Source organism: Microbacterium sp. 8M (assembly GCF_902506375.1).
Classification (GTDB): domain Bacteria; phylum Actinomycetota; class Actinomycetes; order Actinomycetales; family Microbacteriaceae; genus Microbacterium.
On the sequence record NZ_LR733284.1, the window covers coordinates 1845106 to 1861050 of the forward strand.

At 67.6% G+C, this 15945-nt stretch carries 12 protein-coding genes and 4 tRNA genes; 12 read left to right on the top strand and 4 right to left on the bottom strand.

Annotated elements, in window-relative coordinates; all coding sequences use genetic code 11:
* Positions 1-16: 16 nt before the first annotated feature.
* Positions 17-910: a sulfurtransferase gene (locus AERO9AM_RS08730; protein WP_159575789.1), complete on the bottom strand. Its 894-nt coding sequence runs from the start codon at positions 908-910 to the stop codon at positions 17-19.
* 174 nt (positions 911-1084) lie between these two features.
* Here AERO9AM_RS08730 and zapE point away from each other — a divergent pair, with 174 nt between their 5' ends.
* From zapE to AERO9AM_RS08745, 3 genes are all read left to right on the top strand, one after another.
* Entirely contained in the window at positions 1085-2137 is a 1053-nt protein-coding gene (gene zapE, locus AERO9AM_RS08735) for a cell division protein ZapE (RefSeq protein WP_159575790.1), read from the top strand.
* Between the two features lie 132 nt (positions 2138-2269).
* Positions 2270-3505, top strand: a complete 1236-nt coding sequence (locus AERO9AM_RS08740; protein WP_159575791.1) for an ammonium transporter — start codon at positions 2270-2272, stop codon at positions 3503-3505.
* A gap of 39 nt (positions 3506-3544) precedes the next feature.
* A complete protein-coding gene (locus tag AERO9AM_RS08745; protein WP_236602547.1) occupies positions 3545-4120 on the top strand; it encodes a type II toxin-antitoxin system PemK/MazF family toxin in 576 nt (191 codons plus the stop codon).
* A 39-nt stretch (positions 4121-4159) separates the two neighbouring features.
* On the opposite strand, the gene AERO9AM_RS08750 is transcribed toward AERO9AM_RS08745, so the two are convergent.
* Both AERO9AM_RS08750 and AERO9AM_RS08755 read right to left on the bottom strand, forming a co-directional pair.
* Positions 4160-4729 (bottom strand): hypothetical protein, encoded by a 570-nt coding sequence (locus tag AERO9AM_RS08750; RefSeq protein WP_159575792.1) that lies wholly within the window; start codon positions 4727-4729, stop codon positions 4160-4162.
* The gene (locus tag AERO9AM_RS08755; protein WP_159575793.1) at positions 4726-5340 is read right to left on the bottom strand and encodes a TetR/AcrR family transcriptional regulator; all 615 of its coding nucleotides are present in this window, start codon (positions 5338-5340) and stop codon (positions 4726-4728) included. Before AERO9AM_RS08755 ends, AERO9AM_RS08750 begins: the two co-directional genes overlap by 4 nt.
* Positions 5341-5423: 83 nt before the next feature.
* On the opposite strand from AERO9AM_RS08755, the gene pta reads away from it, so the two are divergent.
* Together pta and AERO9AM_RS08765 are read left to right on the top strand one after the other, a co-directional pair.
* A complete protein-coding gene (pta, locus tag AERO9AM_RS08760; protein ID WP_159575794.1) occupies positions 5424-7559 on the top strand; it encodes a phosphate acetyltransferase in 2136 nt (711 codons plus the stop codon).
* Complete coding sequence (locus AERO9AM_RS08765; protein ID WP_159575795.1) at positions 7556-8746, top strand: acetate/propionate family kinase; 1191 nt, start codon at positions 7556-7558, stop codon at positions 8744-8746. The genes pta and AERO9AM_RS08765 overlap by 4 nt, the downstream gene beginning before the upstream one ends.
* A gap of 17 nt (positions 8747-8763) precedes the next feature.
* On the opposite strand, the gene AERO9AM_RS08770 is transcribed toward AERO9AM_RS08765, so the two are convergent.
* Positions 8764-10764 (bottom strand): ATP-dependent helicase, encoded by a 2001-nt coding sequence (locus AERO9AM_RS08770; protein ID WP_159575796.1) that lies wholly within the window; start codon positions 10762-10764, stop codon positions 8764-8766.
* Between the two features lie 138 nt (positions 10765-10902).
* Between AERO9AM_RS08770 and AERO9AM_RS08775 the strand changes: the two genes are divergently transcribed.
* From AERO9AM_RS08775 to AERO9AM_RS08805, 7 genes are all read left to right on the top strand, one after another.
* A tRNA-Val gene (locus AERO9AM_RS08775) sits at positions 10903-10978 on the top strand.
* Positions 10979-11275: 297 nt separating this feature from the next.
* Positions 11276-11351: transfer RNA gene (locus AERO9AM_RS08780), tRNA-Gly, on the top strand.
* 48 nt (positions 11352-11399) lie between these two features.
* A tRNA-Cys gene (locus AERO9AM_RS08785) sits at positions 11400-11470 on the top strand.
* Between the two features lie 30 nt (positions 11471-11500).
* Positions 11501-11572 (top strand) — tRNA-Val (locus AERO9AM_RS08790).
* A 376-nt stretch (positions 11573-11948) separates the two neighbouring features.
* On the top strand, positions 11949-12185 hold the full coding sequence (locus AERO9AM_RS08795; RefSeq protein WP_159575797.1) for a hypothetical protein: 237 nt from the start codon (positions 11949-11951) through the stop codon (positions 12183-12185).
* 173 nt (positions 12186-12358) lie between these two features.
* Positions 12359-13114: a toll/interleukin-1 receptor domain-containing protein gene (locus AERO9AM_RS08800; protein ID WP_159575798.1), complete on the top strand. Its 756-nt coding sequence runs from the start codon at positions 12359-12361 to the stop codon at positions 13112-13114.
* Positions 13115-13448: 334 nt separating this feature from the next.
* Complete coding sequence (locus AERO9AM_RS08805) at positions 13449-15851, top strand: hypothetical protein (protein WP_159575799.1); 2403 nt, start codon at positions 13449-13451, stop codon at positions 15849-15851.
* Positions 15852-15945 lie beyond the last annotated feature (94 nt).

Here is a 15945-nt window from a genome sequence, read left to right on the forward strand (position 1 = left end):
CGCCATTCTCCCACGCTCAGATGGAGCCGGGCTCCTCGCCGGTGACGATCGGCACGCGCACCGCGCTGCCCCACTCGGTCCAGGATCCGTCGTAGTTGCGCACGTTCTCGAACCCGAGCAGGTGCTTCAGGACGAACCACGTGTGTGCGGAACGCTCGCCGATGCGGCAGTACGCCACGACGTCGTCGGCGGGCCGAAGACCTGCGCCGTCGAGGTAGATCGCCTCGAGCTCGGCGCGCGGCTTGAAGCCGCCGTCCTCGGCGACCGCCTTGGCCCAGGGCACGTTCTGCGCAGTGGGGATGTGGCCGGCGCGCAGCGCGCCCTCCTCCGGGTATGCGGGGGCCGAGGTGCGCGAGCCGTTGTACTCCTCCGGGGAGCGCACGTCGATGAGCGGCTTGCCGAGGTGTGCGAGCACGTCGTCCTTGTAGGCGCGCAAGACGGTGTCGTCGCGCTCCACCACCGGGTACTCGGTCGGCGCGCGGTCGGGGAGGTCGGTGGTGATCTCGCGGCCCTCCGCGATCCAGCGGTCCCGGCCGCCGTCGAGCAGGCGCACGTCCTCGTGGCCGAAGAGGGAGAACACCCACAGGGCGTACGCGGCCCACCAGTTGTTCTTGTCTCCGTAGATGACGACGGTGTCGTCGCGCGCGATGCCCTTGCGGCTCAGCAGCTCGGCGAACCCTGCACCGTCGACGTAGTCGCGCACGACCGGGTCGTTGAGCTCCGTGTGCCAGTCGACCTTGACCGCGCCGGGGATGTGCCCGGTCTCGTAGAGGAGCACGTCCTCGTCGGACTCGACGACGACGAGCCCTTCATCGCCGAGGTGCTGCGCCAGCCATTCGGTGGTGACCAGGCGCCCGGGCTCGGCGTAGTCGGCGAACGATGCGGATGAGGTGTCGAGCTCGACGGTCACGGTGGCTCCCTGGGTGAGAAGACGGCGCTGGATGGAAGAAGCGTCACGGGTGGCGGCGCCGGATGTGCGCCGGGGGTGAGGTGGCGACGGCGTAGTGTTGATCCGTCCCCCTCGACCCTAGAACCCTCCACGCCTTCGTGCACCCGAGGGGTAAGACTTCGACACAGGATCCGCATGACCGATCAGGCCGCCCCCGCCGGCGTCGTCCACCTCATCGACCGCCAGCCGCAGATGACCGGCACCGAGATGCTCGGAGGGCTCGTCCCACCGCCGCAGTTCGACGGCGCGACCTTCGAGAGCTACCGCTCCGATCCTGCCTACCCGTCCCAGGAGGAGGCCAAGCAGCGCCTCGTCGCGTTCGCCACGGGGGCGCAGCCCGTCAAGCGCGGGGGCCTTTTCCGCCGTGCGCCGAAGATCGCGGAGTCGAAGCCCGGGGTGTACCTCGACGGCGGGTTCGGCGTGGGCAAGACGCACCTGCTCGCGTCGATCTATCACGCGATGCCGGCCCGGCGGAAGTACTTCGGATCCTTCATCGAGTACACCGCGCTCGTCGGAGCGCTCGGATACCGCAACACCGTCGACCTGCTGCGCGGATCCGATCTGCTCTGCATCGATGAGTTCGAGCTCGACGATCCCGGCGACACCATGGTGATGACGCGCCTGCTCGGCGAGCTCGTCGGATCCGGCACGCGGCTGGCGGCGACCTCGAACACGCCCCCGAACGCACTGGGGGAGGGCCGGTTCGCGGCACAGGACTTCCTGCGCGAGATCCACGCGATGTCGGACAGCTTCGAGACGATCCGGATCGACGGCGTCGACTTCCGTCAGCGCGCCCTGGACGGGCACGCCGTCACACTCAGCCCGGACGAGTACGCGCAGGAACTCGCCGCGCTGAGCACCACGCATCGCGTTTCCGACGATGCGTTCGACGACATCGTGAAGCACCTCGCACAGGTGCACCCGTCCCGGTACATCCGGCTCATCGCGGGGCTCGACGCTCTCGGCATCCGCGAGGTGCGTCAGCTCACCGATCAGTCCGAGGCGCTGCGCTTCGTCGCCTTCGTGGATCGGGCCTATGACGCGCAGATCCCGATCCTGGCGACGGGCCGGCCTCTGGACGAGGTGTTCAGTGAGGAGATGCTGGGCGGCGGCTACCGGAAGAAGTACCTGCGGGCGATCTCCCGCCTCAACGCCCTCTCGCACGCCGAGCGACCCGCTGCCGCCTGAGCGCGCATCCACGAAACACGTTGTTCACACAGCGGCGCGTGCTGTAACACGCCCGCAACATCCCCCGCCTCCCCGCGAAACACAGCGTCGCCACACTGAAACGCACAACGCGATCAGGTGGAGGCGTACGGCATGGAATCGACAGGGAACATCTCCTGGGGAGTCACGGCGACGGCACTCGTGCTGCTCATGACCCCCGGAGTGGCGTTCTTCTACGGCGGCCTGGTCAAGGCCAAGAGCGTCATCAGCATGATGATGATGAGCTTCGGCGCGATCGGACTCGTCGCCGTGCTGTGGATCCTGTACGGCTCGTCGATGGCGAGTGTCAAGGCTCCCACACAGTTCGCCGGCGACCCTTTCGCCGACTTCGGGCTCGCATCGATCGCGAGCGGTGAAGGCTCCAACATCGCGCTGCTCACGGTGGGCTACGGCGCGACCTTCGCCATCATCACCGTGGCGCTCATCTCCGGCGCGATCGCAGACCGTGCGAAGTTCGGCCCCTGGCTCATCTTCGTCGGCGTGTTCGCCACGGTCGGCTACTTCCCGATCGCGGCCTGGGTGTGGGGCGGCGGCTGGATCATGCATCTCGGCACGATGCTCTTCGGTGAGAAGAGCGGCATCGAGTTCATCGACTACGCAGGCGGGACGGCCGTGCACATCAACGCGGGTGCTGCGGCGTTCGCCCTCGCCCTGGTGCTGGGCAAGCGCATCGGCTTCCAGAAGGGCATCCAGAAGCCGCACAACGTCCCTCTCACGCTCCTCGGCGCCGCTCTCCTGTGGTTCGGCTGGGTGGGCTTCAACGCAGGTGCGCAGTGGACCACCAAGGGGATGGACGGCGTCGGGCTCATCACCGTCAACACGTTCGGCGCGGCGGCGGCGGGCATCCTGGGCTGGATCCTCGTCGAGCGGATCCGCGGCGGGAAGGCGACCTCCATCGGGGCCGCCAGCGGCGCCGTGGCGGGCCTCGTGGCGATCACGCCCGCCTGCGCGAACCTCACCCCCGGCTGGGCCCTGCTGCTCGGCGCGGTGACGGGCGCGGTGTGCGCGCTGGCCGTCGAGCTCAAGTTCCACCTCGGCTTCGACGACTCGCTCGACGTCGTGGGCCTGCACCTGGTCGGCGGTTTCATCGGCACGATCTACCTCGGCTTCTTCGCCACCGGGCAGGGCCTGTTCACGGGTGGCGACCTCCGCCTGCTCGTGGTGCAGGTGCTGGCCTCGGGCGGCGTGCTGATCTACTCCTTCGTCGTGGCGCTGATCATCGGGCTCGCCATCGACAAGACCATCGGCTTCCGGGTGACCAGCGAGGACGAGATCGCCGGTGTCGACCTGGTCGTGCACGGCGAGGAGGGCTACGCGCTCACCTCCTGAGCCCGCGAGATGCGCGTTCGGCGCGGATAGGGTGTCGCTGTGACCACCACTGGCAACGGCATCCTGTCCGCGCTCGCGAATGCCGCGGCGGCGTTCGTCCGCTCCCTCGCGAGCGGCTCTCGCCGGGACGCTGCCGCGCCTCGGTCGGAGCCCCGCGGGGCTGGCGGCGCCGGCACCGCGGTCCTCGAGCCCGCACGCGGCGGCGCCACCGAGACCGTCGAGCTCGATCCCCACTCGGTGCGCGGACTGCGCGTCCGTTACGCACCGCACCGCGATGGTGCTCCGGACGGCGGGGAGATCGTGTGGACCTGGGTGCCGTACGCGGAGCGCGACGGCCGCGGCAAGGACCGTCCGGTGCTGGTGATCGCGACGCAGTCCGCCGACCGGGTGTACGCGGTGAAGCTCACCAGCAAGTCGCACGACGGCGATCGCGACTTCCTGTCACTCGGATCCGGTCCGTGGGACGGTCAGGGCCGCGAGAGCTGGGTCGACATCGACCAGCTCTACAGCGTGCACGTGGCCGGAGTGCGCCGCGAGGCGGCGGCCCTCGATCGATACCGCTTTGAGAGCGTCGCCGGGGTGCTGGAGCGGCGGTTCGGCTGGACGAAGGGCTGAGCGCGCGCCGCCGACCCGTCGTGCACTGGAGGCGTCCGCTCAAGACGAGGCGTGCGGCGTCGCCTCCGTCCTCCGAGCGAAGGCGGGCCCGGCGAGGAACCAGATCACCACGACCACGCCGAGGGTGATCATCTGCGCCCACAGCGGATTCGCGCCCGCCTCCTCGAGCGTGCGCGGGATCGGATCCCGCCGGACGGCGAGCGCCAAGACCGCGAGGATCACGGAGGCGATCACGGCCGCGAGAACCACGCGCAGCCACTCGGTCCACAGGGCGCGCACCTGGGCTGCGCTGCCCTTGGCCGGCTTCGGAGGTCGCGCGGCCCCGGCGAAGCGATGCGCGAACGCCGCGTCCGCCCAGCGGATCAGGGGATGGCCGAACGCGATCGTGAAGCCGAGATAGGAGGCGGCGAGCGCATGGGATGCGGTGGGGGCCGACCCGCCGGCGAGGTCGATGACCACGAGGGCGAGCAGCGCGAGATCGATGACCGGCAGCGACCACAGCAGGACGGTGCTGAGCGTGCGCTGTCGGAGCAGATAGCGCGCGACCAAGGCCAGGCCGAGCGCGATCCAGAAGCCGGCTTCCGCGCCCGCGATTCCTGCGATGATCATTGCTTCTCGTCCTCCTCGTGGTGTGGTGCGAGGTCTTCCAGCCACCCCCGGATGGAGTGGCGTGCCGCTTCGCGGGAGTTCAGCTCCGGGGCGACGATCAGCTGCAGCGTCAGGCCGTCCACGAAGGCGTGCAACCGCATCGCCTCCTGTCCGAGATCCAGCTCGGCGCGGATCATGCCGAGGGCGTGCAGGTCGGCGAGCACGCGGCCGATCAGATCCCGCACGGCCCTGACGCTCTCCCAGGCGACCGTCCGCAGCGATGCGTCGGTGCGCGATCGGTGGAGGAACTCCAGATAGGCCGCGAACTCCGCGTGGGTGCGGTCGGTGACCGGCAGGAGCTCGGTGAGCATCGCCACGACGCGGGAACGTGCGTCGGAAACCTCGGCGGCGGCCCCGATCCGCGCCGCGACCGTCTCCACGAGCGCGGTCATCGCGAAGTTGAGCAGCTCGCTCTGCGACGGGAAGAAGTGCCGCACCGACCCGGCGGCGAGTCCTGCCTCGGCTGCCACGGCCCGCACGGAGACGGCGGGGAGACCGTCTCGGAGGATGATGCGCCATGTCGCTTCGGCAAGCAGCCTGCGGCGCTGCGCGGCGTCGATCCTGTTGACCATGGTCCGAAACTAGCACAGCTGTGCCAGTTTGGGAGAGCCGGATCGATGCACCCGAGCACCCGCCCGGCCCGTAGGCTGAGCCCGTGGCGAAGAGCATCCTCATCACGTCCATCGAAGGCCATTCCGGCAAGTCGCTGATCGCGCTGGGAGTGATCGATGCACTGAGCCGGGCGACCGCACGGGTCGGGGTGTTCCGACCCGTCACGCGGTCCAGCGACGGCACGGACGACGTGCTCGAGATGCTGCTCTCGCGCACCCGTATCGGACTGTCCGCACAGGAGTGCATCGGCGTCGGCTACGACGAGCTCCACGCGGATCCCGACGCGGCGCTCGCGCGGATCCTGGAGCGGTTCCACGCCGTGGAGGCGCAGTGCGACGCCGTGGTGATCCTCGGCAGCGACTACACCGACGTGGCCGGGCCCGCCGAGCTCGGGGTCAACGCGCGGATCGCCGCGAACCTGGGCGCGACCGTCCTGCTCGTGCTGGGCGGCCGCGACACCGCCGGGCACGGCGAACGGCTCGGGGCGACGGAGGCGCGCACGGCGGCGCAGCTCGGGCAGCTCGCCCGGCTCGGGGTCGCCGAGCTCGCTCAGGAGCGGGCGGTGCTCTCGGCGATCATCGTGAACAGGGCCGACCCGGAGCGCGGGGACGAGATCCGTGCGGCCGTCGCGGCGGCGCTCGACGACCGCGCGGGTAGCGCCTCCGCCGCCGTGCCCGTGTGGGTGATCCCTGAGGACCCGCCCCTCGTCGCGCCGTCCGTGCGCGGCGTGCTGGAGGCGCTCGGCGGGCGGATGCTGCGCGGCGACGAGGAACTGCTCGACCGCGAGGTGCTGGACGTGGTCATCGCCGGCATGTCGATGGTGAACGTGCTGCCGCGGCTCATCGAGTCGGCGGTGGTGGTCATCCCCGCCGATCGCGAGGAGGTGCTGCTGGCGACCCTTCTCGCCCAGGCCGCCGGCACCTTCCCGTCGATCGCCGCGATCGTGCTGAACGGGCCGTTCGCGCTCCCGGAGCCGATCGAGCGGCTCCTCGACGGTCTGGGGCCGCGCGTCCCGATCATCGCCACGGATCACGGCACCTACGAGACCACCGTGCGGGTCATGAACGCGCCAGGGCGCCTCTCCGTCGACGCCCCGCACCGCGTGGGGCGCGCACTGGCGCTGTTCGAGCAGCACGTCGATGTGCCCGCGCTCATCGCCCTGCTCGGCGTCGCGCGATCCGACGTGGTGACGCCGCTGATGTTCCAGTACGAGTTGTTCGACCGGGCGCGCATCCAGCGCCGCACGATCGTGCTGCCCGAGGGGGACGATGATCGCGTGCTGCGCGCCGCGGGTGCGGTGCTGAGCGGCGGCATCGCCGATCTCGTCATCCTCGGCGACGAGACGGCCGTCCGCGCACGGGCACGCGAACTCGGGGTGGACCTCGACGCCGCCCGCATCGTCTCGCCGACGGATCCCGAGCTCGTGCCGCGGTTCGCCGCGGAGTACGCGCGCCTGCGCGCACACAAGGGCGTCACTCTCGCCCAGGCTGCCGACACCGTCACCGACGTCTCCTACTTCGGGACGATGATGGTGCACCTCGGGCTCGCCGACGGCATGGTCTCGGGCGCCGCGCACACCACCGCGCACACGATCCGGCCCGCCTTCGAGGTCATCAAGACCCGCCCCGGCGTCTCCGTGGTGTCCTCGGTGTTCCTGATGGCTCTCGCCGATCGCGTGCTCGTCTACGGCGACTGCGCGGTGATCCCCGACCCCACGAGCGAGCAGCTCGCCGACATCGCGATCTCCTCGGCCGCCACGGCGCGGGCGTTCGGGATCGAGCCGCGCGTGGCGATGCTGTCGTACTCGACCGGCGACTCGGGTGCGGGCGCCGAGGTCGAGAAGGTGCGGGCGGCGACGGAGCTGGTGCGCACCCGGGCGCCGGAGCTGCCGGTGGAGGGACCGATCCAGTACGACGCCGCGGCGGATGCAGCGGTCGCGCGGGCGAAGCTGCCCGGGTCGTCTGTGGCCGGCCGGGCCACGGTGTTCGTCTTCCCCGATCTGAACACCGGCAACAACACCTACAAGGCGGTGCAGCGCTCGGCCGGAGCGGTCGCCATGGGCCCGGTGCTGCAGGGCCTGAACAAGCCGATCAACGACCTCTCCCGCGGGGCGCTCGTCGAGGACATCGTCAACACGATCGCGATCACCGCGATCCAGGCGCAGGAGGAGCGCGCATGAGCGTCGTGCTGGTGATCAACAGCGGATCCTCGTCGTTCAAGTACCAGCTCGTCGACACGGACTCGGGGTCCGCGCTGTCGTCGGGTCTCGTCGAGCGCATCGGCCAGGACGAGGGGCGGGCGGTGCACGTCGACGCGTCGGGCGCGGAGAGCGAGCGGACGCTGCCGATCCCGGACCACACCGCGGGGTTCCAGGTGATGCTGGACGCCTTCGACGCCCACGGTCCGTCGCTCGCGGAGGTGCCGCCCGTCGCTGTCGGGCACCGCGTGGTCCACGGCGGTGCGCGCTTCTTCGCGCCGACGGTGGTCACGCCGCAGGTGGAGACCGACATCGAGGAGCTCTCCGCGCTCGCCCCGCTGCACAATCCGGGCGCGCTGCAGGGGATCCGGGCCGCCGAGCGCGCGTTCCCGGACGTGCCGCACGTGGCGGTGTTCGACACCGCGTTCCATCAGACGCTCGCCCCGGCCGCATACACCTATGCGATCGACCGCGACCTCGCCGCGACCCATCGGATCCGCCGGTACGGGTTCCACGGAACCTCGCACAAATACGTGTCCGAGACCGCGGCGGCGTTCGTGGGCGGCGAGCGCGAGGATCTGCGCCAGCTCGTGTTCCACCTCGGCAACGGCGCCTCGGTGACAGCCGTCCGCGGTGGGCGTTCGGTCGAGACGTCGATGGGCATGACGCCGCTGGAGGGCCTCGTCATGGGGACGCGGTCGGGCGACATCGACCCGGCGGTGCTGTTCGCCCTCGCTCGGCGCGCCGGACTCACGATCGCGGAACTGGATGAGCTGCTGAACACCCGCAGCGGCCTGAAGGGGCTGGCCGGCGTCTCCGACATGCGGGACGTGCTCGCCCGGGCCGCGGCGGGGGATGAGGCCGCCGAACTCGCGTTCGCGGTGTACATCCACCGCCTGCGCGGCTACGCCGGGGCGTACATCGCCCAGCTCGGCGGCGTCGATGTGATCTCGTTCACCGCGGGGGTGGGCGAGAACAACGCCCTGGTCCGCCGGGAGGCGATGGCGACGCTCGGGTTCGCCGGTGTCGAGATCGACGCGCAGCGCAATGAGGCTCCTGAGCGGGGGATCCGGGTGATCTCGAGCGATTCCTCACGCGTCACGGTGCTGGTCGTGCCGACCAACGAGGAGCTGGAGATCGCGAGGCAGACCGCGGAGATCCTGGGCTGAGTGCGGCCCGCGGGATGTCACGCGAACAGCGCGTCGAGGTCGTCCATGCGCACGCGCGGGCCGGGAGGAGCCGCCGTGGGCGCCGAGGACGAGGGTCTGGTGTCGACGGCGGTGAGGCACGATCGCGCGGCGCCCGTCAGGAACCTGCTCGGTTTCGCCTGCACGTGACGCGCCGTGAACGCGGTCGGGTGCGTGGGAAGCGCGAGGGGCGCGTAGATGCTCAAGGTGTCGCGGGCTCTGGTGAGTGCGACGTAGAACAGGCGCCGCTCCTCCTCGAGGCCCGCCCGTGAGGTGAGCGCCATGTCGGAGGGCATGGCGCCGTCGGTGGCGCGCAGGAGGTGGACGGCAGACCATTCCAGCCCCTTGGCCGAATGGATGGTCGACAGCGTCAGCCAGTCCTCATCGAGATGCGGCTGCGCCGCCCAGTCGCCGGCGACCGTGACGGGATCGATGGCCTGCTCGCCGACGAACGCGCGGAGGTCGCTGTGCCGGCCGGCGGCCTCGGCGACCGCGGCCACGTCGGCCGCGCGACGCTGCCAGTCGGGGTAGTGCTGCTCGAGCAGCGCTGCGACGGCGTCGTGACAGGCCTGGGTCACCTCGGACACGGGGGAGTCGCCGTCCACGACGCCGAGGAGCGACAGCGTGGTCGCGAGCCCCACTCGCGCCGTCGCCGGCGCGGCGGCGATCGCCTCCGGCCCTCCCGCGATGCCCTGATCGGCGAGCACACCGGACAGGCGACGGGCGCTGACCTTGCCGAGGCCGCGGTGGCGCGTCAGCAGGCGGTACCACGCGATCTCGTCGTGCGGATTGAGCACGACCCGGAACGCTGCCAGCAGGTCCCGCACGTGCGCGGTCTCGAGGTAGCCGATGCCGCCGAACTTCATGAACGGGATGTCTCGCACCGTGAGCTCGACCTCGAGCAGGGCGCTGTGGGATCCGGTGCGCATCAGCACCGCCTGCTCCCGCAACGGCAGCCCGTCGGCGTGAGCGGCCAGGATCCGATCGGCGACGGCACGCGCCTCATCGTCCGCGTTCTCGCAGCTCACCAGCTCCGGGCGTGCGGCGGGGCCCGAGCGGTCGGCGACGAGGCGGATCGGGAAATCCTGCGGCCGAGCCGCGTTCGCCAGATCGAGGATCGGCTGCGTGGAGCGGAAGTTGCGCTCGAGAGGAACGAGTTCGGCGTGGGGGAGACGGTCGAGCACCTCCTGGAGCTGGCCGGCGCCGGCGCCGCGGAAGCCGTAGATCGCCTGTGCATCATCGCCGACCACGGTCAGACCGCGACCGTCGGGGCAGAGCCCCTGAACGATGTCCGCCTGCACGCGGTTGACATCCTGGTACTCGTCCACGAGCACCCAGTCCCAGCGTGCCCTGAGGCGCGCGCCGACGTCGGGATCGCGGACGAGCGCGCGCCAGGCGAGCAGGAGATCGTCGAGGTCGAGCAGACCGCGTGCCCGCTTGCGCTGAGCATAGGCGCGCAGCAGCGCCATGATCTGGTCGGCCTGGCCGAGCGCCCACGGGAACTGCTCGGAGATGACCTCGCGGCCGGGGCGTTCCAGGCTCATCGCTCGCGAGGCGATGTCGGCGATCGCCCGGCTCGTCGGCATCCGGCGATCCGTGCCGTCCAGGCCGTGCTCGCTGCGGAGCAGGTCGATCAGGTCGATGATGTCATCGGGCGCGAGCACGCTGACATCGGCCAGCCCCAGATGCTGCGCATACTCGGCCACCACGCGATGCGCCACGGCGTGGAAGGTCCCGCCTGCGATCCGCTGCGCGACTCCGGTGTCGCCGACCATCGCCGCCGCTCGGGAGGTCATGGCGGCAGCGGCGCGTCGGGTGAAGGTGAGCAGCAGGATTCGCTCTGGCGCGACGCCGGCGTCGATCAGCCGAGCCACGCGACTGGTGAGCACGCGTGTCTTCCCTGTGCCGGCGCCCGTGGCGACGACGAGCGGACCCTCGCCGTGCTCGACGGCTCGTCGCTGGGCCTCGTCCAACTCTTCGACCAGCTCTGCGGTGCTCATGCGGGTGACGGTATCCGTGCCCGCCGACATCGGGCCTCGACACGAGCACGCGCCACGCCCGGCGGACGGCGTGGTCGGAGGGGGAGCGCCGCATCGGGTATGCTCTTTACCTGTGCCTCAGGGCACGCAAACCCGCAAGGGCGATTGGCGCAGTTGGTAGCGCGCTTCCTTCACACGGAAGAGGTCGTCGGTTCGAGTCCGGCATCGCCCACCACATCTTCTTCTCCGTCGTGGCGGCGTCGTCGTCTGTGCTGACGCCGGTGCGAGCCGAGGTGGCCACCGCCCGAGCGAGTCGTCGCAGCCGCCGGTGCGATCGCCGACCAGGCTCGGTCCTGGATGCCCGAACGGGTGCGCGTGTGGCGCAGGGGCGGCGTAGCGCGGCGGCGCCGGATCGCAGGAGAGTCCCCGCGTGTGAGGCTGGACACGCCCGAGAACGGGTCCCGGTTTGGCACATGCCGGATCCTCGGCTAATGTATTTCAAGTGCCCGGGACACCGGGGAAAACACAAAACGCGGATGTAGCGCAGTTGGTAGCGCATCACCTTGCCAAGGTGAGGGTCGCGAGTTCGAGTCTCGTCATCCGCTCCAGTGCAGGAGCCCCTTCGGGGGCTTCGGCATGTGGGTTCGAATCCACATGGTGGTGTGGCCGAGAGGCTAGGCACCGGCCTGCAAAGCCGTTTACACGGGTTCGAATCCCGTCGCCACCTCGCTTCTCCTCAACTGAATAGCCTGAACAGGCGCGATTGGCGCAGCGGTAGCGCGCTTCCCTGACACGGAAGAGGTCACTGGTTCGATCCCAGTATCGCGCACACCAGAAAACCCCTGATCATTCGGGGGTTTTCGTGCATTCGAGCGTGCGTCAGTCGCTACGCGTGGGCCCCACGTGGGCCATATTTGCCCGTTTTCGTGACCCGATCGTGATCTGTCTGAGGGCGACGCCGGCACTGCTCATCGGCCTCTGGGGACGAGGACGTCACTGGGGAATGCCGCTGACGCTTCCGAGCGCTATCCAGCGATGACACTGCCCGCTCCGCGGCGTCTGGATGCTGCGGGAAAGCGGATCGAATGGCTTATGGATTCAGGTATTGATGGATACCAGTCCGGAGCTTCTGCGCTCATGGGGCCCGGCGCTCGGCGCGGGCGACTGCGGTCGGTGTGTCCGACTCCACCTGCGAGGATGTGATTGTGACCTTCCCCGAGCCCGCCTGCGCCCTCGGCTTTACCGAGCAACAGCTTGAGACGATTCTGGCCTCAGGTGTCACGGGGTATCGGCGCTGGGCTGCCGGCAAGACCCGAGGGCGCTGCGTGGGTGCGCCGAGCTGCGATGCTGTGCACGGCGTGATCCGCTACGAGGACGACGTTCGTCGCTTTTGGCGTCGGCACGTGCACGAGGGCGGATTCGAGCCTTCGAACGCCGGTTGACCTCGATCACCGGGTCGGCTGCGAAGAACCCCGTGACCACTCGGTCACGGGGTTCCTTTGTTGAGCTGAGCCGCTGGCTCGCCAAGTAGCGCACAAACTGCCAGCCAGCCCTGGAGCAGCGATGTCGGTGGTCGCGCTTACTCTTCTTGACAAGGACATGAGAGGGCATCGTCATGGTGAGAAGCATCAACACTGCGCAGCTGCAGGCGAAGATGAGGGCGGCTCAGCAGAAACTGCAACGAGAGGTCGATCGCGTGAACCGGGAGAACAAGCGGCGGGTCGACGCGTACAACCGCGAGGTGAACCGCGTCAATCAACATAATCAGCGGGTGAACCAACAGATCCGCCAGGCCAACGCGCACAATCAGCAGGTTGGCGCCCAGGCTGACCGCGCTGCTCGCGAGCTGAATCGCAAGCTCCGGTCGGCTACGACGAGCACGCGTGTTGTCTACACCCCGGCGGAGCAGGAGCTTACAGAACGCGTCCAGCATGAGCTCGCGGGGCGCGACGATCGCGAATGGGACATCTTCCTGAGCTACGCACGCATCGATGGCTCGGCCGTCGCGGCTGAACTGAAGGATGAGCTAGAGAGCCTTGGCGTCCGCGTTTGGTTCGACGAGGTCGCAATCATTCCCGGTCAGAGCCAGGCGCTGCAGATGGACAGGGGCCTACGCAAGGCCCGCGCCGGTGTGGTGCTCCTCACACCTGCCTACCTCACTGGTCGCTTCTGGACCGAGCGCGAGCTTGGGGTGCTTCTCGGAAAGTCGACGCTGATCCCCGTGCTCAACGGAGTGACCTTCGCTGACGTTGCTGAGTACAGCGGCTTTCTTCCCGACCTCGCGGGCTTCGAGACCTCACGCGACTCGGTCGCCGTCATCGCGGAGAAGATCGCGGGTGCTGTCATGCCGGAATCAGAGCTTGCTGGTTGAGCCGCGAAAGTACTTCAGATCGAGACACCAGTCGAGTCCGTGTGCACTCCAGCCTCTACACGGCCGCGCGCCAATCATCAGACTGACGTTGCTCGCCACGGCGTGGGTTCGACCCTTCGTCTTGCCGACGGTCCCACAGCGCACCGACTCCTCGCCGTCACCGGCACATGTCGCTCAGCGGGATCAGCTGCGCCCCGCCTGGCCGCGCACGATGGGCATGACGACGAGCCCAATTCTCCTACGATGCCGGCACCAGACAAATCAGCACGCCGCGGGTTGAGATCCTCAGCATGTGGAGTCGAAGGCTATACGGTGACTTCAGACAAGGAGCATCATGACCGAATTCGAGCGTGGAGTCGAGGCTCTACGAGCGCTGGCTGCGAACCCGGTCGATGCGGCCATGAACGAAGCCACAACGCGCCGACATTTCATCGACGCACTGCTACGCGATGTGCTCGGTTGGTCGTCTGATCAGGTCGTTTGCGAGGAGCATGTCGACGGTGACTATCTCGACTACACGCTCGGAGCGCCTCACGCACGGGTGGTTCTCGAGGCGAAGCGAAGCGGATACACATTCGAAGTGCCTGCTGGGACCGCTAGTGGTCGGATCGCTCTCAGCTCTGTTCGCGATCATTCTGAAAAGAACCGCGCGGCGGTAGACCAGGTACTGCGCTACTGCCAGGAGCGCGGCGTGGGTCTCGCAGCGCTGTCCAACGGTCACCAACTGTTACTCTTCCTCGGGAGCCGCTCCGATGGGCTGAAGCCACGAGACGGAAAGGCTGTGTTCTACTCCAGCCTCGGCGACATGCTGGCTGGCGTAAACGAGCTTTGGGACTATCTGTCATTTGCAGGCGTCTCTCGCGGAGACCTCATGAGATCGCTTTCGACGCGTGCCACAACCGCTCCTCCACCTTCCCCACTGTCGAGTCGTATTACCTCATACCCCGGTTTTCGCATCGGAAGTGAGATGGAAACAGATCTGCGAATCCTCGGAGATCTGTTCATCCAAGACGTTGTCCGCGAGGAAAGCATCACCGACGAGTTCCTCATCGATTGTTACTGCTCGAGCGGAGCGCTATCGCAGTATGCGGTGGTAAGCAAAGAAATTCTGCGAACCCGCTACGAAGTACTTGATGCTGCGGTGAACACCGAATCAGCACGCGACCGACGCGGCCCAAACCCGAACCTGACAGATGGAGTCATTGCAGGAGCCATCGCCCGTCGTCCAATCGTTCTGGTTGGGGATGTCGGTGTGGGGAAGAGCATCTTCCTCAAGCACCTCTTCAGGGTCGACGTCAAGGACATTCTCGATCGCACGGTGGTGTTTTACGTCGACTTCCTGAAGCACTCGGGGCTCGTGGAGGACGTATCCGACTACATAGTCAGTGCAGTCGCGAGCGGTCTGCTCGAATCGCTAGACCTTGACATTCGTGAGCGGTCGTTCGTACGTGCTGTCTACAAGAGGGAGATTGCCGATTTCAAACAGGGCATCTACGGAGACCTGGAAGAAGCGAATCCCGATGTTTATGCACTCAAGCAGATAGAAATGCTCGAGCGTCACCTCGCCGACGCTCTTACGCACACTCAGCGCGCACTTGCTCATCTCCAAGCAACTCGCCGGATGAACTTCGTTGTCGTCCTCGACAATGTTGATCAGCATCAGCCCTCGTTCCAGGAGCAGATCTTCGTCGCTGGCCAATCCTTGGCTGACACCTGGCCGGTAGCTGTCTTCATCTCCCTTCGACCGGATACGTTTCACCAATCTCGACGGACGGGAGCGCTGGCGGCTTATCAGCCCCGAGTATTCACCGTCTCTCCTCCGCGCAGCGATCTCGTCATCACGAAGCGCCTCGAGTTTGCCCGAAAAGAACTACTGCGGGCGGGACGGTTGCCTGGATTCCCCGCAGGACTCACGCTCGACTCCGATAGCCTAGTTGTCTACATCGACGTACTACTCGACGCGTTTTCGAGCAATGGTCCGCTCGTCGAGCTTGTTGACAATCTGAGTTCAGGTAACACTCGAAGAGCTCTGGACTTCGTCTCGACGTTCGTTGGTAGCGGCTACGTTCAGACGTCCCGCATCCTTGACGCTCAGCGAACCGGCCGGCCCTACGTTATTCCGCTACATGAGTTTGTGCGCGCAATCCTTTACGGCGACCACAAATATTATGACCCAAGCACCTCGCCCGTGCCGAACCTGTTCTCAGTATCAACCAACGACCCTCGAGAACACTTCCTGCTCCCCCTGATGCTCGCTTCCATTCAAGCGATGGGCGAGCGTGAGACCGGCGGGTTTGCAGACTTGAAATCTGTTACCCAGGAACTACAAACGCTCGGATACAGCCCCGACCAGACCGAATTTCACCTTGCTCGCGCGATCGATAGCTCACTGGTTGAGCTCAACGACCAAGGGGACGCTGGGACCCTAGTCAGGGTCATGGCAGCAGGCGGATATCTGCACAAGAAGCTGGCCAGTAGCTTCCCCTACCTAGATGCGGTCGTGGTGGACACGCCAATCCTCGATCCCTCGGCGAGGGCGAATATCCGAGATGTGTTCGACATCGAGGACAGAATTGCGCGCACCGAGTCGTTCATGAACTACCTCTCCGAGTGCTGGCCTTTCGGCGATGATGCCCTGGCTTTTACATGGCCGACCATCGTTTCTGATTGGGGGCACGCAATGGAGAACGTTCGCCGGGGAGCAGCGCGTGCCGCGGAGCGAAGACAGCGTCGCTAGTCACGAAGTGACACACGGCGTCACTTCATGACCCGCGTGTGCGATCGAAAGTCTGTCTGCCATGACCACAGACCCGTTCGGCGACGAATCTCTC

What these genes read in the sequence shown, in the direction of transcription:
- AERO9AM_RS08805 (WP_159575799.1), top strand. Translation starts at nt 13,449, where the DNA reads ATGACCGAATTCGAGCGTGGAGTCGAGGCTCTACGAGCGCTGGCTGCG.
- AERO9AM_RS08740 (WP_159575791.1), top strand. Translation starts at nt 2,270, where the DNA reads ATGGAATCGACAGGGAACATCTCCTGGGGAGTCACGGCGACGGCACTC.
- AERO9AM_RS08765 (WP_159575795.1), top strand. Translation starts at nt 7,556, where the DNA reads ATGAGCGTCGTGCTGGTGATCAACAGCGGATCCTCGTCGTTCAAGTAC.
- AERO9AM_RS08755 (WP_159575793.1), bottom strand. Translation starts at nt 5,340, where the DNA reads ATGGTCAACAGGATCGACGCCGCGCAGCGCCGCAGGCTGCTTGCCGAA.
- AERO9AM_RS08770 (WP_159575796.1), bottom strand. Translation starts at nt 10,764, where the DNA reads ATGAGCACCGCAGAGCTGGTCGAAGAGTTGGACGAGGCCCAGCGACGA.
- zapE (WP_159575790.1), top strand. Translation starts at nt 1,085, where the DNA reads ATGACCGATCAGGCCGCCCCCGCCGGCGTCGTCCACCTCATCGACCGC.
- AERO9AM_RS08750 (WP_159575792.1), bottom strand. Translation starts at nt 4,729, where the DNA reads ATGATCATCGCAGGAATCGCGGGCGCGGAAGCCGGCTTCTGGATCGCG.
- AERO9AM_RS08800 (WP_159575798.1), top strand. Translation starts at nt 12,359, where the DNA reads ATGGTGAGAAGCATCAACACTGCGCAGCTGCAGGCGAAGATGAGGGCG.